Raw genomic sequence first — 24,802 nt, forward strand, 5'->3', positions numbered from 1 at the left:
AAAGTGGCGGACTCAGCAGGATTCGAACCTGCGACCGCTCGGTTCGTAGCCGAGTACTCTATCCAGCTGAGCTATGAGTCCGTGTCTTGCCGCGCATATTAGTTCGCTGAAACATTTTTGCAAGAACTTTTTCGTTTAACTTCAACGACTTAGCGTTCCTACCGTTTACAGCGCCCTACGCAAATAATGGCGGTGAAGGGGGGATTCGAACCCCCGATACCCTTATGAGGTATACTCCCTTAGCAGGGGAGCGCCTTCGGCCACTCGGCCACCTCACCGCAACACGAGGCGAATATTAAACAAGCTCTTCCTCGTTTGCAACCCTTTTTTTGAAAAAAACTTCAAAAAAATTAAAGGCTTGGCTCCTCGTCCTTCTCTTTCTTGATCCGCAGGTAGATTTCTTCGCGGTGAACGGCCACTTCTTTAGGGGCGCTGACACCAATGCGCACCTGGTTGCCTTTGACGCCGAGCACCGTCACGGTGATCTCGCCGTCTCCAATGATCAGGCTCTCGGCGCACCGACGAGTCAGAATCAACATAGCTTTCTCCTTACGCAAAACATTCAGGGATTACAGTCTTGGGATGTCAGGCCTGAGCGTGGACGACGACACAGGGCCTGGATGATCGCCCCACTGGCAGGACAGGGCCTGCGTGGCGACCAGAAACGCGAAGGGCGCGGCTAAGCCGCGCCCTCCGGGCAACGCGTTACTCGCCCTGTCGGGCCGGAGCGTCGAGCTCGAACGCGGTGTGCAGCGCGCGCACGGCCAGCTCCAGGTACTTCTCTTCAATGACCACCGAGACCTTGATTTCGGAGGTGGAGATCATCTGGATGTTGATGCTCTCCTTGGCCAGGGCTTCGAACATGCGGCTGGCAACGCCCGCGTGGGAGCGCATGCCGACGCCGACGATCGAGACCTTGGCGATCTTGGTATCGCCGATCACTTCACGGGCACCGATTTCACGTGCGGTGTTTTCCAGCACGCTGTAGGCCTTCTCGTACTCGTTGCGGTGCACGGTGAAGGTGAAGTCGGTGGTGTTATCGTGCGAGACGTTCTGCACGATCATGTCCACTTCGATGTTCGAAGCGCTGATCGGGCCGAGGATCTTGAAGGCAACGCCCGGGGTGTCCGGCACGCCACGAATGGTCAGCTTGGCCTCATCACGGTTGAAGGCGATACCGGAAATGATCGGCTGTTCCATGGATTCCTCTTCATCAATGGTAATGAGGGTACCTGGACCCTCCTTGAAGCTGTGCAGCACGCGCAGCGGAACGTTGTACTTGCCGGCAAACTCCACCGAACGGATCTGCAGCACCTTGGAACCGAGGCTGGCCATTTCCAGCATCTCTTCAAAGGTGATCTTCTCCAGGCGCTGCGCTTGCGGCACGACGCGCGGGTCGGTGGTGTAGACGCCATCGACGTCTGTGTAGATCTGGCACTCGTCAGCCTTGAGCGCAGCCGCCAGGGCTACGCCGGTGGTGTCGGAGCCACCACGGCCAAGGGTGGTGATGCTGCCGTGCTCGTCGACGCCCTGGAAACCGGCCACCACGACCACGCGGCCTTCCTTGAGGTCGGCACGGATCTTCTGGTCGTCGATCTGCAGGATGCGCGCCTTGTTGTGCGCGCTGTCGGTGAGGATGCGCACCTGGTTGCCGGTGTAGGACACCGCTGGCACACCACGCTTGATCAAGGCCATGGTCAGCAGGGCAATGGTGACCTGCTCGCCGGTCGACACGATCACATCCAGTTCACGCGGAACCGGCTGATCGGTGATCTGCTTGGCCAGATCGATCAGGCGATTGGTTTCACCGCTCATGGCCGACAGCACAACCACCAGGTCGTCGCCCGCCTCACGGTGTTTCTTGACCTTTTCGGCTACCTGCTCGATCCGCTCGATGGAACCGACAGAGGTGCCGCCAAATTTCTGTACGATCAACGCCATTTCAATGGTGCCTCAGCCCGTACCGGGCCTCAAAAAAACCATCCAACATGAAGGGGCGAGTGACTAGACCACCCGCCCCCTCATCTCAAAGTCCCTGCTCTGCGAACGGTACGGCCAGCGCCAGGGCCTGGTCCAGTGCAGCGACGTCGACGCCACCACCCTGGGCCATGTCCGGACGGCCACCGCCCTTGCCACCCACTGCCGCAGCGGCTTGTTTCATCAGGTCACCAGCCTTGAGTTGGCTGGAGAGGTCCTTGGTCACGCCGGCCACCAGCACGACCTTGCCCTCATGCTCGCTGCCCAGCAGGATCACTGCGTGGCCGAGCTTGTTCTTCAGCTGATCGACCAGCGCCAGCAGTGCCTTGCCATCCTGCCCATCCAGGCGGGCGGCAAGCACCTTGGCACCCTTGACCTCAACGGCCGCATTGGAGAGATCGTCCCCGGCGGCGCTGGCGGCCTTGGCCTGCAGCTGTTCGAGCTGCTTTTCCAGCTGACGGTTGCGCTCGAGCACAGCCGACAGCTTGTCGATCAGGTTGTCACGGTTGCCCTTGACCAGCTGCGCGGCTTCCTTGACCTGCTCTTCGGCAGCGTTCAGGTAGGCCAGTGCAGCGGCACCGGTAACCGCTTCGATGCGGCGCACGCCCGAGGCCACGCCGCCTTCGCTGATGATCTTGAACAGGCTGATATCGCCGGTGCGCTTGGCGTGGATACCGCCGCACAGCTCGACGGAGAAGTCGCCGCCCATGCTCAGCACGCGCACGGTATCACCGTACTTCTCGCCGAACAGGGCCATGGCCCCCTTGGCCTTGGCGGTTTCGATATCGGTCAGCTCGGTTTCAACCGGGGTGTTCTTGCGCACTTCGCGGTTGACGATGTCTTCCAGGGCCTTGATTTGCGCAGGCGATACCGCTTCGAAGTGGCTGAAGTCGAAACGCAGGCGCTGGCTGTCGACCAGCGAGCCCTTCTGCTGTACGTGCTCGCCCAGTACCTGACGCAGCGCTTCGTGCAGCAGGTGGGTGGCCGAGTGGTTCAGCGAGGTGGCGTGCTGCACGTCGGCATCGACCTTGGCCTCGACGGGCGAGCCAATGACCAGCGCACCGCTGGCGACCACGCCGTGGTGCAGGAAGGCGCCGCCGGTCTTGGTGGTGTCGCGCACGTCGAAGCGCGCAGCGCCAGCCTGCAGGAAGCCGCTGTCACCGACCTGGCCACCGGATTCGGCGTAGAACGGGGTGCGGTCGAGGACCACGACGCCCTGCTCGCCTTCGCCCAGCTGGTCGACGGCCTGGCCGTCCTTGTACAGGGCGATGATCTTGCCCTGGCCTTCGGTGGCGTCATAACCGAGGAACTCGGTGGCGCTGTCGACCTTGACCAGGCTGTTGTAGTCCATGCCGAAGCTGCTGGCGGAACGGGCACGCTCGCGCTGGGCCTCCATTTCACGCTCGAAGCCGGCTTCGTCGATGGTCAGCTCGCGCTCGCGGGCGATGTCGGCAGTCAGGTCCATCGGGAACCCGTAGGTGTCGTACAGCTTGAACACCACGTCACCCGGGACCACCTCGCCCTTGAGCTGGGCCAGGTCCTGCTCGAGGATGCGCAGGCCCTGCTCCAGGGTCTTGGCAAACTGTTCTTCTTCAGCCTTGAGCACGCGCTCGATGTGCGCCTGCTGGCTCTGCAGCTCCGGGAAGGCCTCGCCCATCTCGGCGGCCAGGGCGGCGACGATCTGGTAGAAGAAGCTGCCCTTGGCGCCCAGCTTGTTGCCGTGACGGCAAGCGCGGCGAATGATGCGGCGCAGCACGTAGCCACGGCCTTCGTTGGACGGCAGCACGCCGTCGGCAATCAGGAAGCCGCAGGAACGGATGTGGTCGGCAACCACTTTCAGCGAAGCCTGGCCATCGTTGCTGCAACCGATGGCCTTGGCCGCGGCAGACAGCAGGTTCTGGAACAGGTCGATCTCGTAGTTCGAGTGCACGTGCTGCATGACCGCACTGATGCGCTCCAGGCCCATGCCGGTGTCCACCGACGGCGCTGGCAGCGGGTGCAGCACGCCGTCGGCGGTGCGGTTGAACTGCATGAAGACGTTGTTCCAGATCTCGATGTAGCGGTCGCCGTCTTCTTCTGGCGAGCCGGGTGGGCCGCCCCAGATGTCGGCGCCGTGGTCGTAGAAGATCTCGGTGCAAGGGCCGCACGGGCCGGTGTCACCCATGGTCCAGAAGTTGTCGGAAGCGTACGGGGCGCCTTTGTTGTCACCGATGCGCACCATGCGCTCGGCCGGCACGCCGACTTCCTTGGTCCAGATGTCGTAGGCTTCGTCGTCAGAGGCGTAGACGGTGACCCAGAGCTTTTCCTTGGGCAGGTTCAGCCACTTGTCGGAGGTCAGGAAGGTCCAGGCGAAGGTGATCGCGTCGCGCTTGAAGTAGTCACCGAAGCTGAAGTTGCCCAGCATTTCGAAGAAGGTGTGGTGACGCGCGGTGTAGCCGACGTTTTCCAGGTCGTTGTGCTTGCCACCGGCACGCACGCACTTCTGGCTGCTGACAGCGCGGGTGTAGGCACGCTTCTCGGCACCGAGGAAGCAGTCCTTGAACTGGTTCATGCCAGCGTTGGTGAACAGCAGGGTCGGGTCGTTGTTCGGGATCAGCGAACTGGAGGCGACTCGGGTATGGCCCTGCTCTTCGAAGAAGCGAAGGAAGGCTTCACGGATTTCTGCGCTTTTCATAGGTTCTTCCACGGAAACGGCGGCCCTTGGGGGCAAACACGTCGACGAAACGACGGCAAAGGGCCGCATTATATCGGTCCTGCAAGCAAGGTGCAGTGTGTTTATGCGATAGAAAGCGTCGATTGGACGGCTTTTAAGGCGCTTGCAAACGAAAATGACATGAGCGGATGCTAAATGCAGCCTTTCGCCACTGGCAAGCCAATTACCGCCCAAGGGAAGGGAAAATGGAACAGGCGGTGAATTAAAAGGTTTTCATCCGCGATCGGATCCGAAAAGCAGCCGCCTTTTCAGCGGCGGCCACGGTTTCAGCCCAGCCGCTGCCCCGAATCAGGCACGATCAGGATGCCGGCGCGCAGGCCATTCTTGACCCTGGGGTTGGGGAAGATGATGCGGGCCCCCTCCTCTTCGACCACCCAGCGCATCTCGGCCAGGTCTTCGGCCAGCAGGTAACCCTTGCTCAGCTCGGAGAAGTTCTCGATGTCCGCCGGCAGGTGCAGTTGGAAGGTGTCGCTGTGCTTGATGATTTCGCGGGCGACGCTGAACAGCTTCAGGCCGTGCAGCGAAACGTCGATCTCGGGCTCGGTACCCTCGATGATCTGAATCAATCGCCCTTCGAGCTTGTCGAGGTTGACCTGCTCGTTCTGCCCGAATGGCCGCGCCTTGCCCAACTCCAGGGTGAACGCCTCGGCATCCAGCTGCTCGTAGGTGAAGGCACTGAAGGTGATCGATGACTTGCTCTGCAACAGCACCGCCTCCATGCCAGCTGCCGCCAGGCGAGCCAGCTCGCGGCGGGAATGCTTGCGGCCCTCCTTGTAAGGGTACAGGGCGAACTGCTCGATCTTCGAGCCACGGATGGCAGTATGCAGGTCGTAATGCAGGCGGGTGCGCTCAGGCTTGCTGAAGAACACCCGGGCGAACTGTTCCAGCTCGGCCGCACGCAATGCCTCGAAGCCACTGGAGAGCTCGTGACGACCGTTGAACAGCCGGTTGATGTCCTGTTCGACGAAACGCTCACCCTTGCGGATGGCGACCGGGTTGCCGAACAGGAACAGAATCCGCGCACGCGGCTTGATCTTGCCGTTGGCCACGCCGTGCAGGAGCCTTTCGAGCAGCTCGATCGGCGCCGTCTCGTTGCCGTGGATACCGGCCGAGAGCAGCAGGTCCAGCCCACAATCCTCGCTTTCGGGCGGGCGCACTTCCAGTGCGCCCTCCCCCAGCCAGCGCAACCGCACGCCCTTGGGTGTCACTTGAGTCTTCTCGGCCGGCTCGTGATCGGTCAGGGTCAGCTCGAGCAATTTGCCAAGGGCGAGCATAGGCGCTTCCTTAGTGGTGGTGGCCGCAGTCGGGGCCATGGACGTGATCGTCATCTTCGCCGACTTCCGCCGGTTCCATTTCCAGCTGCAGGCTGACCAGGTTGGTGGCCATCGGGCGCAGCAGCAGGTTGGCGTATTCAGCATCACCCTCCTCGACATCCACGCCGATCAGCAGCTGGCCACGGCCGTCCTGCTGAACCCACACCTCCTTGCCTTGCCAGACAATGGCAAAACGGGTGCAGGAGGTTTCCAGCTGGGTGCCGTCTACATCTTCGAGGATCAGGCGCAGGGCGTCGGTCATTGCAAATTCTCTCTTCAAGGTTGGCGTTGGAACGGGTACACCGAACCCAACTTCAGGATCTGGGTCAATTCATCCAGAGCGGTACGGCACTCCAGCAGCAGCTGCGGGTCGGCAAGGTCGGCTTCGCCAAGGCGATCTCGGTAATGCTTGTCGACCCACTGCACCAGGGTGTCGTACAGCGGGGCGGTCATGATAACGCCTGGATTGACCGCCGCCAGTTCCGATTCCTTCAATGCCACGCGCAAACGCAGGCAAGCCGGGCCACCGCCGTTCTGCATGCTCTGCTTGAGGTCGAACACCTTGACCTCCTTCACCGCGCCGCCCTGGGCAGTCAACTGGCCGAGGTAGGCCCAGACCCGCTCGTTGTTGCGGCACTCTTCCGGCACCACCAGCAGCATCGAGCCATCGTCACGGCTGAGCAGCTGGCTGTTGAACAGGTAGGAGCGCACCGCATCTTCTACCGCCACCGCCGCACGCGGCACACGGATAGCCTGGAAGTTGCCTCCCTTGCTGGCCAGTTTAGCCTGCAGTTGGCCAAGCACCGCGTCGGTCTCGAGGAAAGCGTCCTCGTGGTAGAACAGCACTTCACCGTTACCGACCGAAATCACATCGTTGTGGAACACCCCTTGGTCGATCACCGCCGGGTTCTGTTGAGCGTAGACCACACCGTCAGCGCTCAGGCCGTGCAGCCTGGCCACCGCCTGGGAGGCCTCCAGGGTCTGCCGCGCCGGGTACTTCTGCGGTGCGGGGTAGCGGCTGTCGAAGGCACTGCGGCCATAGACGAAGAACTCTACCCCGGCTTCGCCGTATTCGCGGCAGAAGCGCGTGTGGTTCGCCGCACCCTCGTCGCCGAACTGTGCCACGGCAGGCAGGGCTTCATGGTGGGCAAAGTGTTTCTCGTTGTTGAACATCGCCGCCAGCACGCGACTGGTGGTCGGGTGCTCGATGCTGCGGTGGTACTTGCAGTTGAGGTTGGCGGCAGTGAAGTGCACGCGACCATCGGCGGTGTCGGCACTCGGGCTGACGGTGGCGGCGTTGGCCACCCACATGCTCGAGGCCGAGCAGCTGGCGACCAGCAGTGGCATGGCCTCCTTGGCCGCACGCTGAATCACCTCGGCATCGCTGCCGCTGAAACCCAGGCGGCGCAAGGCAGCCACGTCCGGACGCTCCTGCGGCGCCAGCACGCCCTGCTTGAAGCCCATGTCGGCCAGCGCTTTCATCTTGGCCAGGCCCTGGCGCGCCGCTTCGCGCGGGTTGGAGCCTTGCTGGCTGTTGCTCTGCGAAGCCACGTTACCGTAGGACAGGCCGCCGTAGTTGTGGGTAGGCCCCACCAGGCCATCAAAATTCACTTCATAGGATTTCATCGGCTAGGCTCCGTGACCTGTTGTTATAGAGTGACGCCCGGCGTCAGGGTCGCCGGCAGGGCAAGGCTGGCGGTCTCCAGCGAAGCCACGGGGTAAGCGCAGTAATCGGCTGCGTAGTAGGCACTGGCGCGGTGGTTGCCACTGGCGCCCACGCCACCAAACGGCGCACTGCTGGCGGCGCCGGTCAGCTGCTTGTTCCAGTTGACGATCCCGGCACGGCTACGCAACCAGAAGTACTGGTAGCGCGCACGGGAATCGGACAGCAAGCCGGCGGCCAGGCCGTATTGAGTGTTGTTGGCCTCGTCGATGGCGGCATCGAAGTCGGCGTAGCGGATGACCTGCAGCAGCGGGCCGAAAAACTCTTCGTCCGGGCGCTCGGCCACGGCCGTGACATCGAGAATGCCGGGCGTCAGCAGCGCGGCGCCGGCCTGCGGCTGGGTCATGGCCAGCAGCTTCACGGCGCCCTTGGCCAACAGTTCGGCCTGGGCCGCGATCAGTGCCTGCGCTGCCTGCAGCGAAATCACCGAGCCCATGAACGGCGCGGGCTGCTGGTCGAAGGCACCGACGGTAATGCTCCGGCACACCTCGACCAGCCGCGCGATCAGCGCATCGCCCCAGGCGCCCTGTGGCACCAGCAGGCGGCGCGCACAGGTGCAGCGCTGGCCAGCAGAGATGAATGCCGACTGGATTATGGTGTACACCGCGGCATCAAGGTCCTTGACCTCATCCACCAGCAGCGGGTTGTTACCGCCCATTTCCAGGGCGAGGATCTTGTCCGGGCGGCCGGCGAACTGCTGGTGCAAGAGGTTGCCGGTGCGGCTGGAGCCCGTGAAGAACAGGCCGTCGATACCCGGGTTGGCAGCCAGCGCCACGCCGGTTTCCCGGGCGCCTTGAACCAGGTTGAGCACACCGGCCGGCAGGCCGGCGGCGATCCAGCAGTTGACCGTCAGTTCGGCGACCTTGGGGGTCAGCTCGCTGGGTTTGAACACCACGCAGTTGCCCGCCAGCAGCGCTGGCACGATATGGCCATTGGGCAAATGACCGGGGAAGTTGTAAGGGCCGAACACCGCCACCACGCCATGGGGCTTGTGCCGCAGCACCGCCGTGGCATCGGCCAGCGGGCCGCTCTTTTCGCCGGTACGCTCACGGTAGCTCTGCACCGAGATCGCCACCTTGTTGACCATGCTGGTCACTTCCGTGGCCGATTCCCACAGCGGCTTGCCGGTTTCCTCACCGATGCAGTGGGCCAGCGCCTCGGCATGCTGCTTCAGCTGCTCGGCGAATTTCTCCAGCACGTCGATACGCGCTTCCAGGCTCAGTTGCGCCCAGGCCGGGAATGCCTGGCGGGCCGCCTTGACGGCTGCGTCAACCTGGCCCGCATCGGCGCCCTGCCCTTGCCAGACCACTGCCTGAGTCACCGGGTTGAGCGACTGCAGGGCTTCGCCCTGGCCAGCCAGCCAGTTGCCTGCGATGTAATGTGTGGTCATTTACTGGGCCTCCCGGCTTGCCGACAGCGGCACGGCGCGCACGTTGTCGCCGGCGCCCATGCGCAAGCGCTTGGCGGTCTGCGGGTCGACCACCAGGGTGCCTGCGGCCAGGCGCGCCGGCGCGGCAGTAATGCGGCAGTCGTCACGCTTGCGGTTGTGGATGATGTAAGGGGTCGCGTCATCGCCCGGCGTACCCACGGCCAGCACGAGGGTCTCGCTGTCGCGCACGGCGCGGATCTTCGAGGTCTCGCATTCGATGGCCGGGCCGGCGTCGAAGATGTCGACATAGCCCTGGTAGCTGAAGCCTTCCTGCTTGAGCATCGCCAACGCAGGCTCGGTGTCGGTGTGCACACGGCCGATGACATTGCGCGCGGCTTCGGACAGGAAGCAGGTGTACAGCGGGAACTTGGGCATCAGCTCGGCAATGAACGACTTGTTGCCCACGCCGGTGAGGTAGTCGGCCTGGCTAAACTCCATCTTGAAGAAGTGCCGGCCCAGGCTTTCCCAGAACGGCGAACGGCCTTGCTCGTCGGACTTGCCGCGCATTTCGGCGATGATCTTGTTGCCGAACAGCTCAGGGAACTCGGCAATGAACAGCATGCGCGCACGCGACAGCAGGCGGCCGTTGAGCGCGGAGCGGTAATCACTGCGCAGGAACAGCGAGCACAGCTCGGAGTTGCCGGTCAGGTCGTTGGCCAGGAACAGCGTGGGGATTTCGCGGTAGATCTTCAGCTCCTGGGAGGCACTGACTGTCAGGCCGACCCGGTAGTTGTACCAAGGCTCACGCAGGCCCACGGCACCGGCGATGGCGCTGATGCCGACCACCAGGCCTTCGTCGTTCTCCAGCACGAACAGGTAGTCGGTGTCGCCACGCTCGGCTTCGCCACGGAAGCTCTTCTCGGCCCAGCCGACACGGTGGCCGAGGCGCTCCTCGTTGGCCGGCAGGGTGGTCAACCCAGTGGTGCCGGTGCTGCGGGCCAATTCGATCAGCGCGGGTAAATCGCTGCTGCGTACAGGACGAACGATCATGCTATCTCCTTGTGCGGCGGCCAGTGCCTGCCGCGAAACTCAACGTTCCGGCTTGTGCGAAGCTCAGGCTGCGACCAAGCGCACGCTGGCGCCCTCGCCTACCCCCAGGGCCTCGGCCGCCTGGCTGCTCAGGCTGACCGGCTTGCCCGGCACCCAGTCCAGCTCCAGCAGCACTGCGCGGTAATCCTGCAACTGGCCGTTGCACACCAGGTACGGGCGCCCGCCCTTGACCGGGGTGTCGTCGACCTTGACCGGCACCACACGGCTCTGGGCGATCGAACGGATGCCCGAGGTTCGCGCATGCAAGGTCGGCCCGCCGTCAAAGATGTCGATGTAGTGCTCGGTCTCGAAGCCTTCGCGCATGAGGATGTCGAAGGTGATCTGCGCCCGCGGGTGCACCTGGCCCATGGCTTCCTGGGCTTCATCCGGCAGCAGCGGCACGTAGATCGGATAATGCGGCATCAGCTCGGCGAGGAAGGTGCGGCTCTTCAGGCCGCACAGGCGCTCGGCATGGGCGTAGTTGAGGTCGAAGAAGTTGCGACCGATGGCATCCCAGAACGGCGATTCGCCCTGCTCGTCGCTGTAGCCGACGATTTCGGTGACCACCGAATCGGCGAAGCGCTCCGGGTGCGAGGCCATGAACAGCAGGCGGCCACGGGAGTTGAGCTCGGCCCAGCCACTGTTCACCAGCTCCGGCAACACATAGAAGCTGGTCAGCAGGCTGTTGCCGGTGAGGTCGTGGCACAGCGACAGGACATGGATCTTGTTGTGGATCTTCAGCTCCCGCGAGGCGTGCACGAAGGTCTCGTTGCGGAAGCTGTAGAACGGCTCGGAATAGCCAGCCGAGGCAACGATGGCCGAGCAGCCGGCCAGCTGGCCAGTCTCGCTGTCTTCGAGCACGAAGAAGTAGCTCTCTTCACCGTTGAAACTGACCTCAGCAGCGAAGGAGGTTTCAGAGGCGGCAATCTTGTCGCCCAGGCGGGCGGCATCGTCCGGCAGCGAAGTGACACCAACGGGGCTGTCGGCAGCCATGCGCTGCACTTCGTTCAGATCCGCCATTTGCGCGGGGCGCATCACCAGCATGGTGTCACTCCTTTGGAAAAACGGGCCATTCAGGACGGCACGGAAAAACGGCGGGCACAGCGGCACCCGCACTGGAATTCAAGTTTCACCGACCCGGACCGGGTCGGCGAAAGGACCGCAGGCCGATCAGCCCTTGGTCAGTTGCGCCACAGCGCGTTCGAAGCGGTCCAGGCCTTCGTCAATGTCGGCATCTTCGACCACCAGGCTTGGCGCGAAGCGGACCACATCCGGGCCGGCCTGCAGCACCATCACGCCTTGTTTTTCAGCGGCGTTGAGCACGTCCTTGGCCTTGCCCTGCCAGGCTTCGGTCAGCACGCAGCCGATCAGCAGGCCGACGCCACGCACCTGGCTGAACAGGCCGTACTGCTGGCCGATCTTTTCCAGGCGGGACTTGAAACGCTCGTGTTTGGCCTTGATACCAGCCAGGGTTTCCGGGGTATTGACCACGTCCAGCACGGCGCAGGCGACGGCGCAGCCCAGCGGGTTGCCGCCATAGGTGGTGCCGTGGGTGCCGACGGCCAGGTGCTTGGCGATGTCGGTGGTGGTCAGCATGGCACCGATCGGGAAGCCACCGCCCAGGCTCTTGGCGCTGGTCAGGATGTCCGGGGTGACGCCGTAGTGCTGGTAGGCGTACAGCGAGCCGGTGCGGCCGACGCCGGTCTGCACTTCGTCGAAGATCAGCAGGGCGTTGTGCTCGTCGCACAGCTTGCGCGCGCCTTCCAGGTAGGCCTTGTCGGCCGGCACCACACCGCTCTCGCCCTGGATCGGTTCGATCACCACGGCGCAGGTCTTGTCGGAAATCTGTGCCTTCAGCGCTTCCAGGTCGTTGTAGGGCACGTGGCTGATGCCGGTGATCTTCGGGCCGAAGCCGTCGGAGTACTTCGGCTGGCCACCGACGCTGACGGTGAACAGGGTGCGACCGTGGAAGCTGTTCACGGTGGCGATGATTTCGTGCTTCTCAGGGCCGAAGCGGTCGTGGGCGACCCGACGGGCCAGCTTGAAAGCGGCCTCGTTCGACTCGGCGCCGGAGTTGCAGAAGAACGCACGGTCGGCAAAGGTGGCGTCGACCAGTTTGTGCGCCAGGCGCAGGGCCGGCTCGTTGGTGAAGACGTTGGATACGTGCCAGAGGGTGTTGGCCTGTTCGGTCAGGGCCTTGACCAGTGCCGGGTGGCAATGGCCCAGGGCATTCACCGCGATGCCGCCGGCAAAGTCGATGAGCTCGCGGCCCGACTGGTCCCAGACGCGGGAACCCTCGCCTCGCACAGGAATGAAGGCCGCCGGAGAATAATTGGGGACCATGACCTGGTCGAAATCGGCACGTTGCACCGGGGCTTGCTCAACGGACATCTGAGTCTCCTGAAGAGGAACGCTGGCCTGGAAGTGGCGAGCGATGGGGGGATTGTAAGGACTGATCCGCGCCTGTCCTTGCGGCCAAGCGACAACTTGTTACAGCGCAAAACCCAGTTTTACCCAGGCTTTCGGCAATGCGACAAACACTGTCGCAATCGCGCAGTGTACGGGAGAGAGGGGGCTGGGTGAACGGGTGTGCACATTAACAAAGGGCCGGCACAGGAGAAGGAAATATCAGCCCTTTTCGGCAGGCGCCGAGCTCAGTTCGAACGGGCTGCTGCTGCGCCGCTGGTTGCGGTCTTCCCGCGGCGTCGCGCCGAAGAAATTGCGATAGGCACTGGAAAAATGCGGCCCTGAGGAAAAACCACAGGACAACCCGATCTGGATGATCGACTTGCTGGTCTGCATCAGCATCTGCCGCGCCTTGTTCAGCCGCAGCTCCAGGTAATACTGGCTCGGCACGCGGTTCAGGTACTGCTTGAAGATCCGCTCCAGCTGCCGGCGAGACACGCACACATGCTGGGCGATTTCGTCAGTGGTCAGCGGCTCTTCGATGTTGGCTTCCATCAACAGCACGGCCTGAGTGAGCTTCGGATGGCTCGACCCAAGGCGGTTCTGCAACGGAATGCGCTGGCGCTCGCCCCCTTCGCGAATGCGCTCGACCACCAGTTCCTCGGACACTGCCCCAGCCAGCTCCGCCCCGTGATCGCGGGCCAGTACCGCCAGCAGCAGGTCGGTCACGGCCATGCCACCGCAGGCAGTCAGGCGATCACGGTCCCAGTCGAACAAGTGGCTGGTGGCGATCACCTTGGGGAAGCGCTCGGCAAAGTCGTCCTGCCAGCGCCAATGCACCGCAGCGCGATAACCGTCGAGCAAGCCAAGCATGGCCAGCGGATACACCCCGGCGGACAGGCCACCGATCAGGCAACCACTGCGCGCCAGCTGCTTGAGCGCCGCCGACAGCGCCGAACCCACTGCCTGGGGCAGATCGTCGGCCAGCAGGAACAATTTTTGGCAGCCTTCCAGGCGCCCGTTCCATGGCTCGCCCGGCAAACGCCAGGCGCCTTCCACGGCAGGCTCCGCCTGGAGGAAGACGGTCTCGTAGACCACTTCCGGGTGCACCCGCTGGGCCACCAGCAACACTTCCTCCGCCAGCGCCAGGGTCAAAGGCTTGGTGCTTGGCCAGATGAGAAAACCGATTCGCTGGGTGGTCATAGGGTGCGGTCCGAAACCTGGGTTCGTTCGAGTCTGTGGCGCCGGGTCAGGCTGCGCTCGCTGCGCAGCATGCCCTATTCTGGTGCAAAGGTGCAGCCTTTTACTTCAGGCTGCCGGAGAGGAACTGCTTGAGCCGCTCCGATTGCGGGTTGGCCAGCACTTCACGCGGGCAACCGGTTTCTTCGACCAGGCCTTTGTGCAGGAACACCAGCTGGTTCGACACTTCACGGGCAAAGCCCATTTCGTGGGTCACCACGACCATGGTCCGGCCTTCCTGGGCCAGGGCCTGCATGACCTTGAGCACATCACCCACCAGCTCGGGGTCGAGCGCCGAGGTCGGTTCGTCGAACAACATGACCTCTGGCTCCATGGCCAGGGCCCGGGCAATCGCCACGCGCTGCTGTTCACCGCCGGACATGTGCCCAGGGAAGGCGTCCTTGCGGTGGGCCACACCCACCTTGGCCAGGTAGTGCTCGGCCTTCTCCAGGGCCTCCTTCTTGTTCATCCCCAGCACGTGCACCGGTGCTTCGATGATGTTCTCCAGCGCGGTCATGTGCGACCACAGGTTGAAGTGCTGGAACACCATCGACAGGCGCGAGCGCATGCGCTGCAACTGGCGCGGGTCGGAGGCCTTGAGCGCGCCATCCTTGCCCGGTACCAGCTTGAGCTCTTCGTTGTTGAGCAGGATCTTGCCTGCATGCGGCTGCTCAAGCAGGTTGATGCAGCGCAGGAAGGTCGACTTGCCCGAACCACTGGAGCCGATGATGCTGATCACATCGCCTGCTTTCGCCGCCAGGGACACGCCCTTGAGTACTTCATGGCTGCCGTAGCGCTTGTGCAGGTCTTTGACTTCGAGTTTGTACATGCTGTCGGTTCTCACAGAGCGTTCAGTGCTTGCGCGGCGCCAGGTAGCCGAGCCAGCGGCGTTCGGCCATCTTGAACAGGCGCACCAGGATGAAGGTCAGGCACAGGTAGAACACGCCCGCCGTGATGTAGGCCTCGAAAGGCAGGTAGTACTGGGCATTGACCGTGCGCGCGGCACCAGTGATGTCGATCAAGGTAACGATCGACGCCAGGCTGGTGGTCTGCAGCATCATGATCACTTCGTTGCTGTACTGCGGCAGTGCCCGGCGCAAGGCCGACGGCAGCAGGATGCGGCGGTACATCTTCATGCGTGACATGCCCATGGCCTTGGCCGCCTCGATCTCGCCATGGGGCGTGGCCTTGAGGCTGCCGGCGATGATTTCCGCGGTGTAGGCGCTGGTGTTGATGGCAAACGCCAGGCAGGCGCAGAAGGTCGCACTGGACAGCCACGGCCAGAAGATACTCTCGCGCACCGCCTCGAACTGAGCCAGGCCGTAGTAGATCAGGAACAGCTGCACCAGCATCGGCGTGCCGCGGATGACGTAGGTATACAGCCACGCGCCCATGTTCACCAGCGGCTGCTTGGACACCCGCATCAGGCCCAGCGGAACGGCCGCCAACAGGCCGAACAGCAGCGACAGCGCCAGCAGCTTGAGGGTGGTCAGCAGGCCGCCGAGGTACAGCGGCATGGCTTCCCAGACGACGTTGTAGTCGAAAATCATAGTTCAGCCACCTTGACGCCTACCGAATAGCGGCGCTCCAGATACTTCAGCGCCAGCAGCGAAAGACTGGTGATCACCAGGTACAGCGCGGCCACGGCAAGGAAGAAGGTGAAAGGCTCGCGGGTGGCGTCAGCCGCCTGCTTGGCCTTGAACATCATGTCCTGCAGGCCGACCACCGAAATCAGCGCCGTGGCCTTGGTCAGCACCAGCCAGTTGTTGGTGAAACCGGGAATGGCCAGGCGGATCATCTGCGGCACCTGGATGCGGAAGAACACCTGGCGCGCGCTCATGCCATAGGCCACGCCGGCTTCGGCCTGGCCCTTGGGGATACCGAGGAACGCACCACGGAAGGTTTCCGACAGGTACGCACCGAAAATGAAGCCCAGCGTGCCGATACCGGCCACCAGCGGATTCAGGTCGATGTAGTCGTCATAGCCGAGCAGCGGCGCCACCCGGTTGATGAGGTCCTGGCCGCCGTAGAAGATCAGCAGGATCAGGACCAGGTCGGGGATACCACGAATCACCGTGGAATACAGATCCCCCAGCCAGGCCAGCCAGCGCACCGGCGACAAACGCAGCGCCACGCCGATCAGGCCGAGGACGATGGCCAGGGCCATCGACGACAAGGCGAGCTGTAGCGTCAGCCACGCCCCGTCGAGGATGACTGCCCCATAGCCTTTCAACATGATTGGGATTCCTCAGGGCTTGGGAATGAAAAATGGTGCAAACCTCAGAGCCTCTGCTGTTTGCACCATTGCACAGGTGAAACCCGACGTCTTAGTTCGAGTCTGGACCGTAGATGTCGAAGTTGAAGTACTTCTTCTCGATTTCTTTGTACTTGCCGTTGGCGCGGATGGCGTCGATGGCCTTGTTGATGCGCTCGCGGTTGGCGTCGTCGCCTTTGCGCACGGCGATGCCGACGCCGTCACCGAAGTACTTCACGTCGGTGAACGATGGGCCGACGAAGGCGAAGCCCTTGCCGGCGTCGGTTTTCAGGAAGCCGTCTTCGAGCAGGGTGGCGTCGGCCACGGTGCCGTCCAGGCGGCCGGCGGCAACGTCCAGGTAGATTTCGTTCTGGGTGCCGTAAGGCACAACGGTTGCACCTTTCGGAGCCAGCACTTCCTTGGCGAAGCGGTCGTGGATCGAACCACGCTGCACACCGATCTTCTTGCCCTTGAGCTCGTCGAGGCTGTCACTGACGGTGGTGCCTTCCTTCATCACCAGGCGCGCTGGGGTCAGGTAGTAGCGCTTGGTGAAGTCGACCGACTTCTTGCGATCATCGGTGATCGACATGGACGACAGAATGGCGTCGATCTTGCGCACTTTAAGCGCCGGGATCAGGCCGTCGAACTCTTGCTCGACCCAGGTGCACTTGACCTTCATCTCTTCACACAGGGCGTTGCCGATGTCGTAGTCGAAACCGACGATGCTGCCGTCCGGCGCTTTGGAGGCGAACGGTGGGTAAGCGGCTTCGATGCCGATCTTCAACGGTTTTTCATCGGCCTGCGATACCAGGGAAAACACGGAAAGCGCCAGGGCGCCAAGCAGTGCGAGCTTCTTCATCAGGTAACTCCATCGGTACGGGGCAATACGAGGCAGGGGTAACAACTGCCCGATATGCGAATGGGTACAACGCGAGCCGCGCAGGTTTCGACCAAGGTCGCAGACCACGAGCGAGTGAGTGGCATTTTAACGACAGCCCGGTAGTCGATATTTCTTCAAAGCGACAACTACTTATAGAAGCGCTTGAAATCGCGGCGGGCGATGTTGACAGCTTTTGCAAATCATGCAAGAGCTCGAGAGAAATAACCTGTTAGCCAAGCAATTAGCGGGCCTATTATTGGCAAACCCTTGCAATACGGCAAGTGTAGCGTTTCACCTTGCTGAAAATGGCCGCGCGAACGCACCGAAATGGCACGGAACTGTTTCCGTGCGCCCCGTTCCTGTGCGAAATCGGTGACAGAAGAGTTACCGATGATTGTCGGGTAACAGTAAAGCAAAAACCCCGCCGGATGCCCTGGCGGGGTTTTGCACCATCGGTAACGCGGGCTTGTCAGGCCGAAGCCAGGCTCATCGCCTTGTGGGTATCGATCAGGTGTTGCACCACACCTGGGTCAGCCAGGGTCGAGATGTCACCCAGGGCATCGTACTCGGCCGTGGCGATCTTGCGCAGGATACGTCGCATGATCTTGCCAGAACGGGTTTTCGGCAGGCCCGGCGCCCACTGGATCACATCCGGCGAAGCGATCGGGCCGATTTCCTTGCGCACCCAGTTCTTCAGCTCCAGGCGCAGCTGCTCGCTCGGCTCGATACCGGCATTGAGGGTGACATAGACATAGATGCCCTGCCCCTTGATGTCGTGCGGCACACCGACCACTGCTGCCTCCGCCACCTTGGCGTGGGCGACCATGGCGCTTTCGATCTCGGCGGTACCCATGCGGTGGCCGGACACGTTGAGCACGTCGTCCACGCGGCCAGTGATCCAGTAGTAGCCATCCTCGTCACGCCGTGCGCCGTCGCCGGTGAAGTACATGCCGCGGAAGGTCTTGAAGTAGGTGTCGACGAAGCGGTCGTGGTCGCCGTACAGCGAGCGCGACTGGCCCGGCCAGGAATCGAGGATCACCAGGTTGCCTTCGGCAGCCCCTTCGATCAGGTTGCCCAGGTTATCCACCAGCGCCGGCACCACCCCGAAGAACGGACGGGTCGCCGAACCCGGCTTGAGCGCCGTGGCACCCGGCAGCGGGCTGATCAGCACGCCACCGGTCTCGGTCTGCCACCAGGTGTCGACGATCGGGCAACGCTCCTTGCCCACGGTCTTGTAGTACCAGTTCCAGGCCTCGGGGTTGATCGGCTCGCCCACCGAGCCCAGCAGGCGCAGGCTGGAACCGTCGGCGCCGGCAACGGCTGCCTGCCCTTCGGCCATCATGGCGCGGATGGCGGTCGGTGCGGTGTAGAGGATATTGACCTTGTGCTTGTCGACGATCTTCGACACGCGGGTGATGTCCGGGTAGTTCGGCACGCCTTCGAACAGCAGCGTGGTTGCGCCATTGGCCAGCGGGCCGTAGACGATGTAGCTGTGACCGGTGACCCAGCCGACGTCGGCGGTGCACCAGTAGACTTCGCCCGGGCGATAGTCGAACACGCGCTCATGGGTCAGCGCGGCATACACCAGGTAACCACCGGTGGTGTGCAGCACGCCCTTCGGCTTGCCGGTGGAGCCAGAGGTATAAAGGATGAACAGCGGCTCCTCGGCGCCCATTTCCTTCGGCGCGCAGTGGCTGGAGGCCACTTTCATCAGGTCTTCGTACCAGATGTCGCGGTGCTGGTGCCAGGCGATGTCGCCACCGGTGCGCTTGCACACGATGATCTTCTGCACGCTGTTGGTTTCCGGGTTGGTCAGCGCCAGGTCGACGTTGCCCTTGAGCGGGGTGCGACGGCCGCCACGCAGGCCTTCGTCAGCGGTGATGACGATTTTCGACTTGCAGTCGATGATCCGGCCAGCCAGGGCTTCCGGGGAGAAGCCACCGAATACCACCGAGTGAATGGCACCGATGCGGGCGCAGGCCAGCATGGCCACCACGGCCTCGGGGATCATCGGCATGTAGATAGTCACCACATCACCACGGTGCACGTCCTGGCCACGCAGGGCGTTGGCGAACTTGCAGACCTGCTCGTGCAGCTCGCGGTAGGTGATGTTGCGGTGTTCGGAAGGGTCGTCGCCTTCCCAGATGATTGCCAGCTGGTCGCCGCGCTCTTCGAGGTGGCGGTCCAGGCAGTTGGAGGAAACGTTGAGAGTGCCGTCGGCAAACCACTTGATATCGACATGGTGGTCGTCGAACGAGGTCTGCTTGACCTTGGTGAACGGCTTGATCCAGTCCAGACGCTGGGCCTGCTCGCGCCAGAAGCCATCCGGGTTGATCACCGATTGCTGGTACATGGCCTTGTAGGTGGCCTCGTCGGTCAGGGTAGTGGCCGCAACCTCGGGACGAACGGGATACAGTGGAGCCGCACTCATCTGTGTTACCTCGGTGTAATAGTTGTTGTTGTATGGAATCGTTTGTAACTGTACCAGAGCGGGAAAAACCATACGACGATGGTAGTAGCGCGACCGGAAAATCTTCATGTGAGCGGCGCGGAAGGCTCTAGCCCGCAGCCGCCGGCCCGGCCAGGGGAAAATGCGATCGCGCCTGCCGGGGGATTGTTACAGAATCTGGAAAAAGGCAAAAAAACTTTATCAAAACGCCATCTGTTTCCCTTAGTTGCCCAGGCATAAGATTCACCTCGCCAGCAACGGCAAGGCGATTAACTACTGGAAACAGCCCCCACGAAGGCAATCGGTTAATCCCCCTCTAATCTTTATAGTTGAACTTTGGCTGTACTCGCGGCGCCACAAGCGCCGCGTGCCCCCTCACGACCTTAGACAGGTAAAATGAAAATGAAAGCTTTACTGGTATTGGTACTTGGCGGTCTTTGCGGCGCGGCGATGGCCGGCGAAGCAAACAATGTCGAGCAGATTCCGGTTGAACAGTACAGTTACTCGCAGCACCTGGACATTGCTCGCGTCATCTCCATGAGCGAAGTGCCCAACGTGTGTGAAGTCGTGCCCGCCCGCATGACCTACGAGGACTCCAAGGGCCAGAAGCACATTCTCGAATACCGCGTGATGGGGAACGGCTGCTCCAACGGCTGACACCTTGAATCGGGGCCCTGTCGGGCCCCGTTCGCGTTGTTGCCCACCCACAACTTCCGCGCCGTCATGCACGTTAACGGACTATTAAATAACCGCTATTTAATCTACCGACTTGCCCAGCGAATAATCCCGCAACTTATTGGCAATCGTCGTATGGGAAACCCCCAGGCGTTTACCCAATGCCCGGCTACTTGGAAACTCGCCCATCAGACTTTCCAGTACCGCCTTTTCAAATCGTCCGACAATCTGCGCAAGATCCCCGTCCAGCGAAAACTCGCCCAACGGTTGCCGCACGCCATAGTCCGGCAAGCGAATATGCTCCCCTTTCACCACCCCGCCCTCGCATAACGAAACGGCCTGGAACAACACGTTCTCCAACTGCCGCACATTACCCGGCCAGTGATACTGGCTGAGCTTGTCCATGGCCGCCGGCGCCAGGCGCGGCATGGCGCAGCCGATCTGTCGGCTGGCCTGGTCGAGGAAGTGCTGTACCAGACCTTCCAATCCGTCCATGCACTCGCGCAGCGGCGGAATGTGCAGCGACAGCACGTTGAGCCGGTGATACAGGTCCTGGCGGAACTCGCCACGGGCGCACAGTTCGGACAGGTCTACCTGGGTGGCACAGATCACCCGCACATCCAGGTACACCTCTTCGTCGCTGCCGACACGGCGGAAGCAACCATCCTGCAAGAAGCGCAGCAGCTTGACCTGCAGTCGCGGGCTCATCTCCCCCACGCCATCGAGGAACAAGGTACCGCCAGCAGTCAACTCCAGCAGCCCCAGCTTGCCCTCGGCACGCGCCCCCTCGAAAGCCCCGGGGCCATAACCGAACAACTCGGTTTCGGCCATCGACTCAGGCAGGCCGGCGCAGTTGAGCGCCATCAAAGGCGCCTGGCCACGCGGGCTGGCCAGGTGGCAGGCGCGGGCCAGCAACTCCTTGCCGGTGCCGGTCTCACCTTCGATCAGCAACGGCGCATCCAGCGGGGCCATGCGCCGCGCCTCGCGCACCACTGCCGCCATTACCCGCGAGCTCTGGAAAATACTGTCAAAACCGCGCAACTCCTGTTTACGCACGTTATAGATGCGCTCACCGATGCGGTCGGCGCGGTGCAGGGTCAGCACGGCACCGGCCAACGCCTCGCTTTCGTCGTGCTCGGACTGCAGCGGCGCGATATCGGCCAGGAACACATCCCCCTTGACCTTGATGCGCAGGCCATTGATGCGCGACTTGTTGGCGCGCACCAGCTCAGGCAGGTCGAAGTCTTCGACATAGCGCGCCAGCGGCATGCCCGGCACTTCGTCGACGCGCACCCCGAGCAACTGCGCCGCACTGCGGTTGGCGGCGACGATGCTGCCGCCCATGTCGATCGACAGCACCGGGAAGTCCAGCGCGCCAAGCAACGCATTGAGCTCCATGTGCCGGCGCTCGCTGGGCATCAGGCCGACGCGCTTGACCCCGAACACACCGGCAATCGACTCGAACTTGGGCCGCAATGCCTGGAACTGCAGATTGATCAGGTTCGGGCAGTGCAGGTAGATGGCGTTGCCATGGTCACCCCCCACCTCGCCGCGCAATACGTTGATGCCGTATTCCACCAGCAGGTTGAGGATGTCGCGAAGGATGCCGATGCGGTTCTGGCAGTGCACTTTGATACGCATGGATGCTCTCGAAGCGGCGAGGTTTTTCAACCTCACGCGGAAAAGTCGTAAAGATAAGCTGACAAAAACCACCTAAAAGGCAGCTTGATGACCCGGATTTTCCGGCATGCCGGGCATTTTGTAAAATTATCGTTACGCGCGGCAGATCAAAGGGCACCCGCCAGCAGGGCCTGCCCTCGTGCAAATCATCCGGTGAAGGGATATTCCTAAGTCATGTCGTGGACATAACAAGAAAAGCCCTCACCAGGAGAGCCACATGAAACAGACGCAATACGTGGCACGCGAGCCCGATGCGCATGGTTTTATCGATTACCCGCAGCAAGAGCATGCGGTATGGAACACCCTGATCACCCGCCAGCTGAAAGTCATCGAAGGCCGCGCGTGCCAGGAGTACCTGGACGGCATCGACCAGCTCAAGCTGCCCCATGAGCGCATTCCGCAACTGGGCGAGGTCAACAAGGTGCTGGGCGCCACCACCGGCTGGCAGGTCGCCCGGGTACCGGCGCTGATCCCCTTCCAGACCTTCTTCGAGCTGCTGGCGAGCAAACGCTTCCCGGTCGCCACCTTCATCCGCACCCCGGAAGAACTGGACTACCTGCAGGAACCGGACATCTTCCACGAGATCTTCGGCCACTGCCCGCTGTTGACCAACCCGTTCTTCGCCGAATTCACCCACACCTACGGCAAGCTCGGCCTGGCCGCGACCAAGGAACAACGCGTGTACCTGGCGCGCCTGTACTGGATGACCATCGAGTTCGGCCTGATGGAGACCGCGCAGGGTCGCAAGATCTATGGCGGCGGCATCCTCTCTTCGCCGAAAGAGACCGTCTACAGTCTTTCTGGCGAACCTGAGCACCAGGCCTTCGACCCGATCGAGTGCATGCGCACGCCGTACCGTATCGACATCCTGCAGCCGCTGTACTTCGTGCTGCCGAACATGAAGCGCCTGTTCGACCTGGCCCATGAAGACATCATGGGCATGGTCCAGCAAGCCATGCAGCTGGGGCTGCACGCACCGAAATTTCCACCCAAGGTCGCTGCCTGAGCGCCTTGCCGATAACAACTCGAAGCGGAAAACACACCCATGAATGCCTTGAACCAAGCCCACTGTGAAGCCTGCCGCGCTGACGCACCCAAGGTCACCGACGAGGAACTGGCGGTACTGATCCGCGAGATCCCGGACTGGAACATCGAAGTCCGCGACGGCCACATGGAACTGGAGCGCATGTTCCTGTTCAAGAACTTCAAGCAGGCCCTGGCCTTCACCAATGCCGTGGGCGAAATCGCCGAAGCCGAAGGCCACCACCCTGGCCTGATGACCGAATGGGGCAAGGTCACCGTGACCTGGTGGAGCCACTCGATCAAGGGCTTGCACCGCAATGACTTCATCATGTGCGCACGCACCGACAAGGTCGCCGAGACGGCTGAAGGCCGTAAGTAAGCACCACGAACAGGGCCGCAAGGCCCTGTTTTTTTGCCCGCAAATTGTCCGGTATCCGCCCGTAAAACCGACAAGCGACCGGGAAAAGTTACAAACTGTCATCCAGACTTGTGTATCCTGCCCCAGCTTTACGAAGCTTCGAACGCGCCTGGCGCAGACTTTTCACTCACACTTGCGAGGAACGACGAGATGCATGAAATCCCGAATCTTCCCTTCCCAAGCCTGAACCCAGAAGAGCCATCCGTTACCGTCCACGCCGAACCGACGCCTGCCGTCGATCAGGATGGTGACGACCAATCCAGCGCTGACCAGGAATAAACCGCGCATCCCTGCGACTGTGTGAAAACGGCTGACCTGCGGGCTACCCCCGTCATCACGTTTTCACACCGTCACGAACCTCTGCCACGAAGACCCTCATGCCTGACTCACCGCGCCCTCTTGCGGTCACCCTGCAAGTCGTTTCCATCGTCCTCTTCACCTTCATCGGCTACCTGAACATCGGCATCCCCCTCGCCGTGTTGCCCGGCTACGTGCACAACGACCTCGGCTTCAGCGCCGTGATCGCGGGCCTTGTGATCAGCGTGCAGTACCTTGCCACCCTGCTCAGCCGCCCTACCGCCAGCCGTATCATCGACAACCACGGCAGCAAGAAGGCGGTCATGTATGGCCTGGCCGGCTGCGGCCTGAGCGGCGTGTTCATGCTGGCCTGCGCCTTCCTCACCGACCTGCCCTGGGTCAGCCTGGGCTGCCTGCTGGTCGGCCGCCTGGTGCTGGGCAGCGCGGAAAGCCTGGTGGGTTCCGGCTCGATCGGCTGGGGCATCGGCCGGGTCGGTGCCGAGCACACGGCCAAGGTCATTTCCTGGAACGGCATCGCCAGCTATGGCGCGCTGGCCATCGGCGCGCCATTGGGCGTACTGATGGTCAAGAGCCTGGGGCTGTGGAGCATGGGGGTGAGCATCCTCCTGTTGTGCACGCTGGGCCTGCTGCTGGCCTGGCCGAAACGCGCAGCGCCTGTGGTCAGTGGCAAGCGCCTGCCGTTCATGCAGGTGCTGGGCAAAGTGTTTGCGCATGGCTCGGGGCTGGCCCTCGGCTCGATCGGCTTCGGCACCATCGCCACCTTCATCACCCTGTATTACGCCAGCCGCGGCTGGGCCAATGCGGCACTGACCCTGAGCCTGTTCGGCGCCAGTTTCATTTGTGCGCGGTTGTTGTTCGGCAACTTGATCAACCGGATTGGCGGGTTCCGGGTGGCAATCGTTTGCCTGTCGGTGGAAACCCTTGGGCTGCTGATGCTGTGGCTGGCGCCGAATGCCGAGATGGCGTTGGCGGGGGCGGCGCTGAGTGGTTTCGGCTTCTCGCTGGTGTTCCCGGCGCTGGGCGTGGAAGCGGTGAACCAAGTGTCGGCGGCCAACCGCGGGGCGGCGGTGGGGGCGTATTCGCTGTTCATCGACTTGTCGCTGGGGATTACCGGGCCGCTGGTGGGAGCGGTGGCGTCGGGGTTCGGCTTTGCTTCGATGTTTCTGTTTGCGGCTGCGGCGGCTTGCTGTGGGCTGGTGTTGAGCCTGTATCTTTACAAACAGGCCCGCCGGCGTCTGGAAAGCTGAAATGTGTGGGAGGGATTTATCCGCGAAAG

The 24,802-nt window shown here is 62.4% G+C and carries 21 protein-coding genes and 2 tRNA genes; 4 read left to right on the top strand and 19 right to left on the bottom strand.

Features of this window, described 5'->3' with window-relative positions:
• Positions 1-4: 4 nt before the first annotated feature.
• The 18 genes from F6X59_RS11195 to acs all read right to left on the bottom strand — a co-directional run bounded on the left by F6X59_RS11195 (position 5) and on the right by acs (position 19,394).
• A tRNA-Arg gene (locus F6X59_RS11195) sits at positions 5-81 on the bottom strand.
• 106 nt (positions 82-187) lie between these two features.
• Positions 188-278 (bottom strand) — tRNA-Ser (locus F6X59_RS11200).
• 72 nt (positions 279-350) lie between these two features.
• Positions 351-539, bottom strand: coding sequence for a carbon storage regulator CsrA (gene csrA, locus F6X59_RS11205; protein ID WP_003254503.1), 189 nt, complete (start codon positions 537-539; stop codon positions 351-353).
• 166 nt (positions 540-705) lie between these two features.
• Positions 706-1,941, bottom strand: coding sequence for an aspartate kinase (locus tag F6X59_RS11210; RefSeq protein WP_099815407.1), 1,236 nt, complete (start codon positions 1,939-1,941; stop codon positions 706-708).
• An 85-nt stretch (positions 1,942-2,026) separates the two neighbouring features.
• Positions 2,027-4,651 (bottom strand): alanine--tRNA ligase, encoded by a 2,625-nt coding sequence (gene alaS / locus F6X59_RS11215; RefSeq protein ID WP_152956304.1) that lies wholly within the window; start codon positions 4,649-4,651, stop codon positions 2,027-2,029.
• A 305-nt stretch (positions 4,652-4,956) separates the two neighbouring features.
• The gene (gene astE, locus F6X59_RS11220; protein WP_152956305.1) at positions 4,957-5,964 is read right to left on the bottom strand and encodes a succinylglutamate desuccinylase; all 1,008 of its coding nucleotides are present in this window, start codon (positions 5,962-5,964) and stop codon (positions 4,957-4,959) included.
• Positions 5,965-5,974: 10 nt separating this feature from the next.
• Complete coding sequence (locus tag F6X59_RS11225; RefSeq protein WP_027921097.1) at positions 5,975-6,265, bottom strand: hypothetical protein; 291 nt, start codon at positions 6,263-6,265, stop codon at positions 5,975-5,977.
• 14 nt (positions 6,266-6,279) lie between these two features.
• On the bottom strand, positions 6,280-7,629 hold the full coding sequence (astB, locus tag F6X59_RS11230) for an N-succinylarginine dihydrolase (RefSeq protein ID WP_152956306.1): 1,350 nt from the start codon (positions 7,627-7,629) through the stop codon (positions 6,280-6,282).
• A gap of 23 nt (positions 7,630-7,652) precedes the next feature.
• On the bottom strand, positions 7,653-9,116 hold the full coding sequence (gene astD / locus F6X59_RS11235) for a succinylglutamate-semialdehyde dehydrogenase (RefSeq protein WP_152956307.1): 1,464 nt from the start codon (positions 9,114-9,116) through the stop codon (positions 7,653-7,655).
• Positions 9,117-10,145: an arginine N-succinyltransferase gene (astA, locus tag F6X59_RS11240; protein WP_152956308.1), complete on the bottom strand. Its 1,029-nt coding sequence runs from the start codon at positions 10,143-10,145 to the stop codon at positions 9,117-9,119.
• 63 nt (positions 10,146-10,208) lie between these two features.
• Positions 10,209-11,228 (bottom strand): arginine/ornithine succinyltransferase subunit alpha, encoded by a 1,020-nt coding sequence (gene aruF / locus F6X59_RS11245; protein ID WP_103446428.1) that lies wholly within the window; start codon positions 11,226-11,228, stop codon positions 10,209-10,211.
• 126 nt (positions 11,229-11,354) lie between these two features.
• Positions 11,355-12,575: an aspartate aminotransferase family protein gene (locus tag F6X59_RS11250; RefSeq protein WP_103446427.1), complete on the bottom strand. Its 1,221-nt coding sequence runs from the start codon at positions 12,573-12,575 to the stop codon at positions 11,355-11,357.
• A 237-nt stretch (positions 12,576-12,812) separates the two neighbouring features.
• The gene (argR, locus tag F6X59_RS11255) at positions 12,813-13,793 is read right to left on the bottom strand and encodes a transcriptional regulator ArgR (RefSeq protein WP_152956309.1); all 981 of its coding nucleotides are present in this window, start codon (positions 13,791-13,793) and stop codon (positions 12,813-12,815) included.
• Positions 13,794-13,893: 100 nt separating this feature from the next.
• On the bottom strand, positions 13,894-14,658 hold the full coding sequence (locus F6X59_RS11260) for an ABC transporter ATP-binding protein (RefSeq protein WP_152956310.1): 765 nt from the start codon (positions 14,656-14,658) through the stop codon (positions 13,894-13,896).
• Between the two features lie 22 nt (positions 14,659-14,680).
• Positions 14,681-15,379: an ABC transporter permease gene (locus tag F6X59_RS11265; RefSeq protein ID WP_152956311.1), complete on the bottom strand. Its 699-nt coding sequence runs from the start codon at positions 15,377-15,379 to the stop codon at positions 14,681-14,683.
• Positions 15,376-16,065, bottom strand: coding sequence for an ABC transporter permease (locus tag F6X59_RS11270; protein ID WP_152956312.1), 690 nt, complete (start codon positions 16,063-16,065; stop codon positions 15,376-15,378). The genes F6X59_RS11265 and F6X59_RS11270 overlap by 4 nt, the downstream gene beginning before the upstream one ends.
• Before the next feature lie 91 nt (positions 16,066-16,156).
• Complete coding sequence (locus F6X59_RS11275) at positions 16,157-16,942, bottom strand: ABC transporter substrate-binding protein (protein WP_152956313.1); 786 nt, start codon at positions 16,940-16,942, stop codon at positions 16,157-16,159.
• Between the two features lie 490 nt (positions 16,943-17,432).
• Positions 17,433-19,394, bottom strand: a complete 1,962-nt coding sequence (acs, locus tag F6X59_RS11280; protein ID WP_152956314.1) for an acetate--CoA ligase — start codon at positions 19,392-19,394, stop codon at positions 17,433-17,435.
• Positions 19,395-19,814: 420 nt separating this feature from the next.
• Between acs and F6X59_RS11285 the strand changes: the two genes are divergently transcribed.
• Positions 19,815-20,069, top strand: coding sequence for a DUF2790 domain-containing protein (locus F6X59_RS11285; RefSeq protein WP_085675843.1), 255 nt, complete (start codon positions 19,815-19,817; stop codon positions 20,067-20,069).
• A 99-nt stretch (positions 20,070-20,168) separates the two neighbouring features.
• Here F6X59_RS11285 and F6X59_RS11290 read toward each other — a convergent pair whose 3' ends face one another.
• Positions 20,169-21,728, bottom strand: a complete 1,560-nt coding sequence (locus tag F6X59_RS11290) for a sigma-54-dependent transcriptional regulator (RefSeq protein ID WP_152956315.1) — start codon at positions 21,726-21,728, stop codon at positions 20,169-20,171.
• A 256-nt stretch (positions 21,729-21,984) separates the two neighbouring features.
• Between F6X59_RS11290 and phhA the strand changes: the two genes are divergently transcribed.
• The 3 genes from phhA to F6X59_RS11305 all read left to right on the top strand — a co-directional run bounded on the left by phhA (position 21,985) and on the right by F6X59_RS11305 (position 24,773).
• Positions 21,985-22,773: a phenylalanine 4-monooxygenase gene (gene phhA, locus F6X59_RS11295; protein WP_152956316.1), complete on the top strand. Its 789-nt coding sequence runs from the start codon at positions 21,985-21,987 to the stop codon at positions 22,771-22,773.
• 39 nt (positions 22,774-22,812) lie between these two features.
• Positions 22,813-23,169: a 4a-hydroxytetrahydrobiopterin dehydratase gene (locus tag F6X59_RS11300; RefSeq protein WP_152956317.1), complete on the top strand. Its 357-nt coding sequence runs from the start codon at positions 22,813-22,815 to the stop codon at positions 23,167-23,169.
• Positions 23,170-23,585: 416 nt separating this feature from the next.
• On the top strand, positions 23,586-24,773 hold the full coding sequence (locus F6X59_RS11305) for an MFS transporter (protein ID WP_152956318.1): 1,188 nt from the start codon (positions 23,586-23,588) through the stop codon (positions 24,771-24,773).
• Positions 24,774-24,802 lie beyond the last annotated feature (29 nt).

The sequence above is a fragment of the Pseudomonas sp. MN1F genome, from assembly GCF_009391885.1.
Lineage (GTDB): Bacteria > Pseudomonadota > Gammaproteobacteria > Pseudomonadales > Pseudomonadaceae > Aquipseudomonas.

Excerpts from the sequence above, each read along its gene's own strand:
- F6X59_RS11265 (WP_152956311.1), bottom strand. The coding sequence starts at position 15,379 with ATGATTTTCGACTACAACGTCGTCTGGGAAGCCATGCCGCTGTACCTC.
- F6X59_RS11210 (WP_099815407.1), bottom strand. The coding sequence starts at position 1,941 with ATGGCGTTGATCGTACAGAAATTTGGCGGCACCTCTGTCGGTTCCATC.
- astD (WP_152956307.1), bottom strand. The coding sequence starts at position 9,116 with ATGACCACACATTACATCGCAGGCAACTGGCTGGCTGGCCAGGGCGAA.
- F6X59_RS11270 (WP_152956312.1), bottom strand. The coding sequence starts at position 16,065 with ATGTTGAAAGGCTATGGGGCAGTCATCCTCGACGGGGCGTGGCTGACG.
- F6X59_RS11250 (WP_103446427.1), bottom strand. The coding sequence starts at position 12,575 with ATGTCCGTTGAGCAAGCCCCGGTGCAACGTGCCGATTTCGACCAGGTC.
- F6X59_RS11300 (WP_152956317.1), top strand. The coding sequence starts at position 22,813 with ATGAATGCCTTGAACCAAGCCCACTGTGAAGCCTGCCGCGCTGACGCA.
- argR (WP_152956309.1), bottom strand. The coding sequence starts at position 13,793 with ATGACCACCCAGCGAATCGGTTTTCTCATCTGGCCAAGCACCAAGCCT.
- astE (WP_152956305.1), bottom strand. The coding sequence starts at position 5,964 with ATGCTCGCCCTTGGCAAATTGCTCGAGCTGACCCTGACCGATCACGAG.
- F6X59_RS11305 (WP_152956318.1), top strand. The coding sequence starts at position 23,586 with ATGCCTGACTCACCGCGCCCTCTTGCGGTCACCCTGCAAGTCGTTTCC.
- alaS (WP_152956304.1), bottom strand. The coding sequence starts at position 4,651 with ATGAAAAGCGCAGAAATCCGTGAAGCCTTCCTTCGCTTCTTCGAAGAG.
- acs (WP_152956314.1), bottom strand. The coding sequence starts at position 19,394 with ATGAGTGCGGCTCCACTGTATCCCGTTCGTCCCGAGGTTGCGGCCACT.
- F6X59_RS11290 (WP_152956315.1), bottom strand. The coding sequence starts at position 21,728 with ATGCGTATCAAAGTGCACTGCCAGAACCGCATCGGCATCCTTCGCGAC.
- F6X59_RS11285 (WP_085675843.1), top strand. The coding sequence starts at position 19,815 with ATGAAAGCTTTACTGGTATTGGTACTTGGCGGTCTTTGCGGCGCGGCG.
- F6X59_RS11225 (WP_027921097.1), bottom strand. The coding sequence starts at position 6,265 with ATGACCGACGCCCTGCGCCTGATCCTCGAAGATGTAGACGGCACCCAG.
- F6X59_RS11275 (WP_152956313.1), bottom strand. The coding sequence starts at position 16,942 with ATGAAGAAGCTCGCACTGCTTGGCGCCCTGGCGCTTTCCGTGTTTTCC.
- astA (WP_152956308.1), bottom strand. The coding sequence starts at position 10,145 with ATGATCGTTCGTCCTGTACGCAGCAGCGATTTACCCGCGCTGATCGAA.
- aruF (WP_103446428.1), bottom strand. The coding sequence starts at position 11,228 with ATGCTGGTGATGCGCCCCGCGCAAATGGCGGATCTGAACGAAGTGCAG.
- csrA (WP_003254503.1), bottom strand. The coding sequence starts at position 539 with ATGTTGATTCTGACTCGTCGGTGCGCCGAGAGCCTGATCATTGGAGAC.
- phhA (WP_152956316.1), top strand. The coding sequence starts at position 21,985 with ATGAAACAGACGCAATACGTGGCACGCGAGCCCGATGCGCATGGTTTT.
- F6X59_RS11260 (WP_152956310.1), bottom strand. The coding sequence starts at position 14,658 with ATGTACAAACTCGAAGTCAAAGACCTGCACAAGCGCTACGGCAGCCAT.
- astB (WP_152956306.1), bottom strand. The coding sequence starts at position 7,629 with ATGAAATCCTATGAAGTGAATTTTGATGGCCTGGTGGGGCCTACCCAC.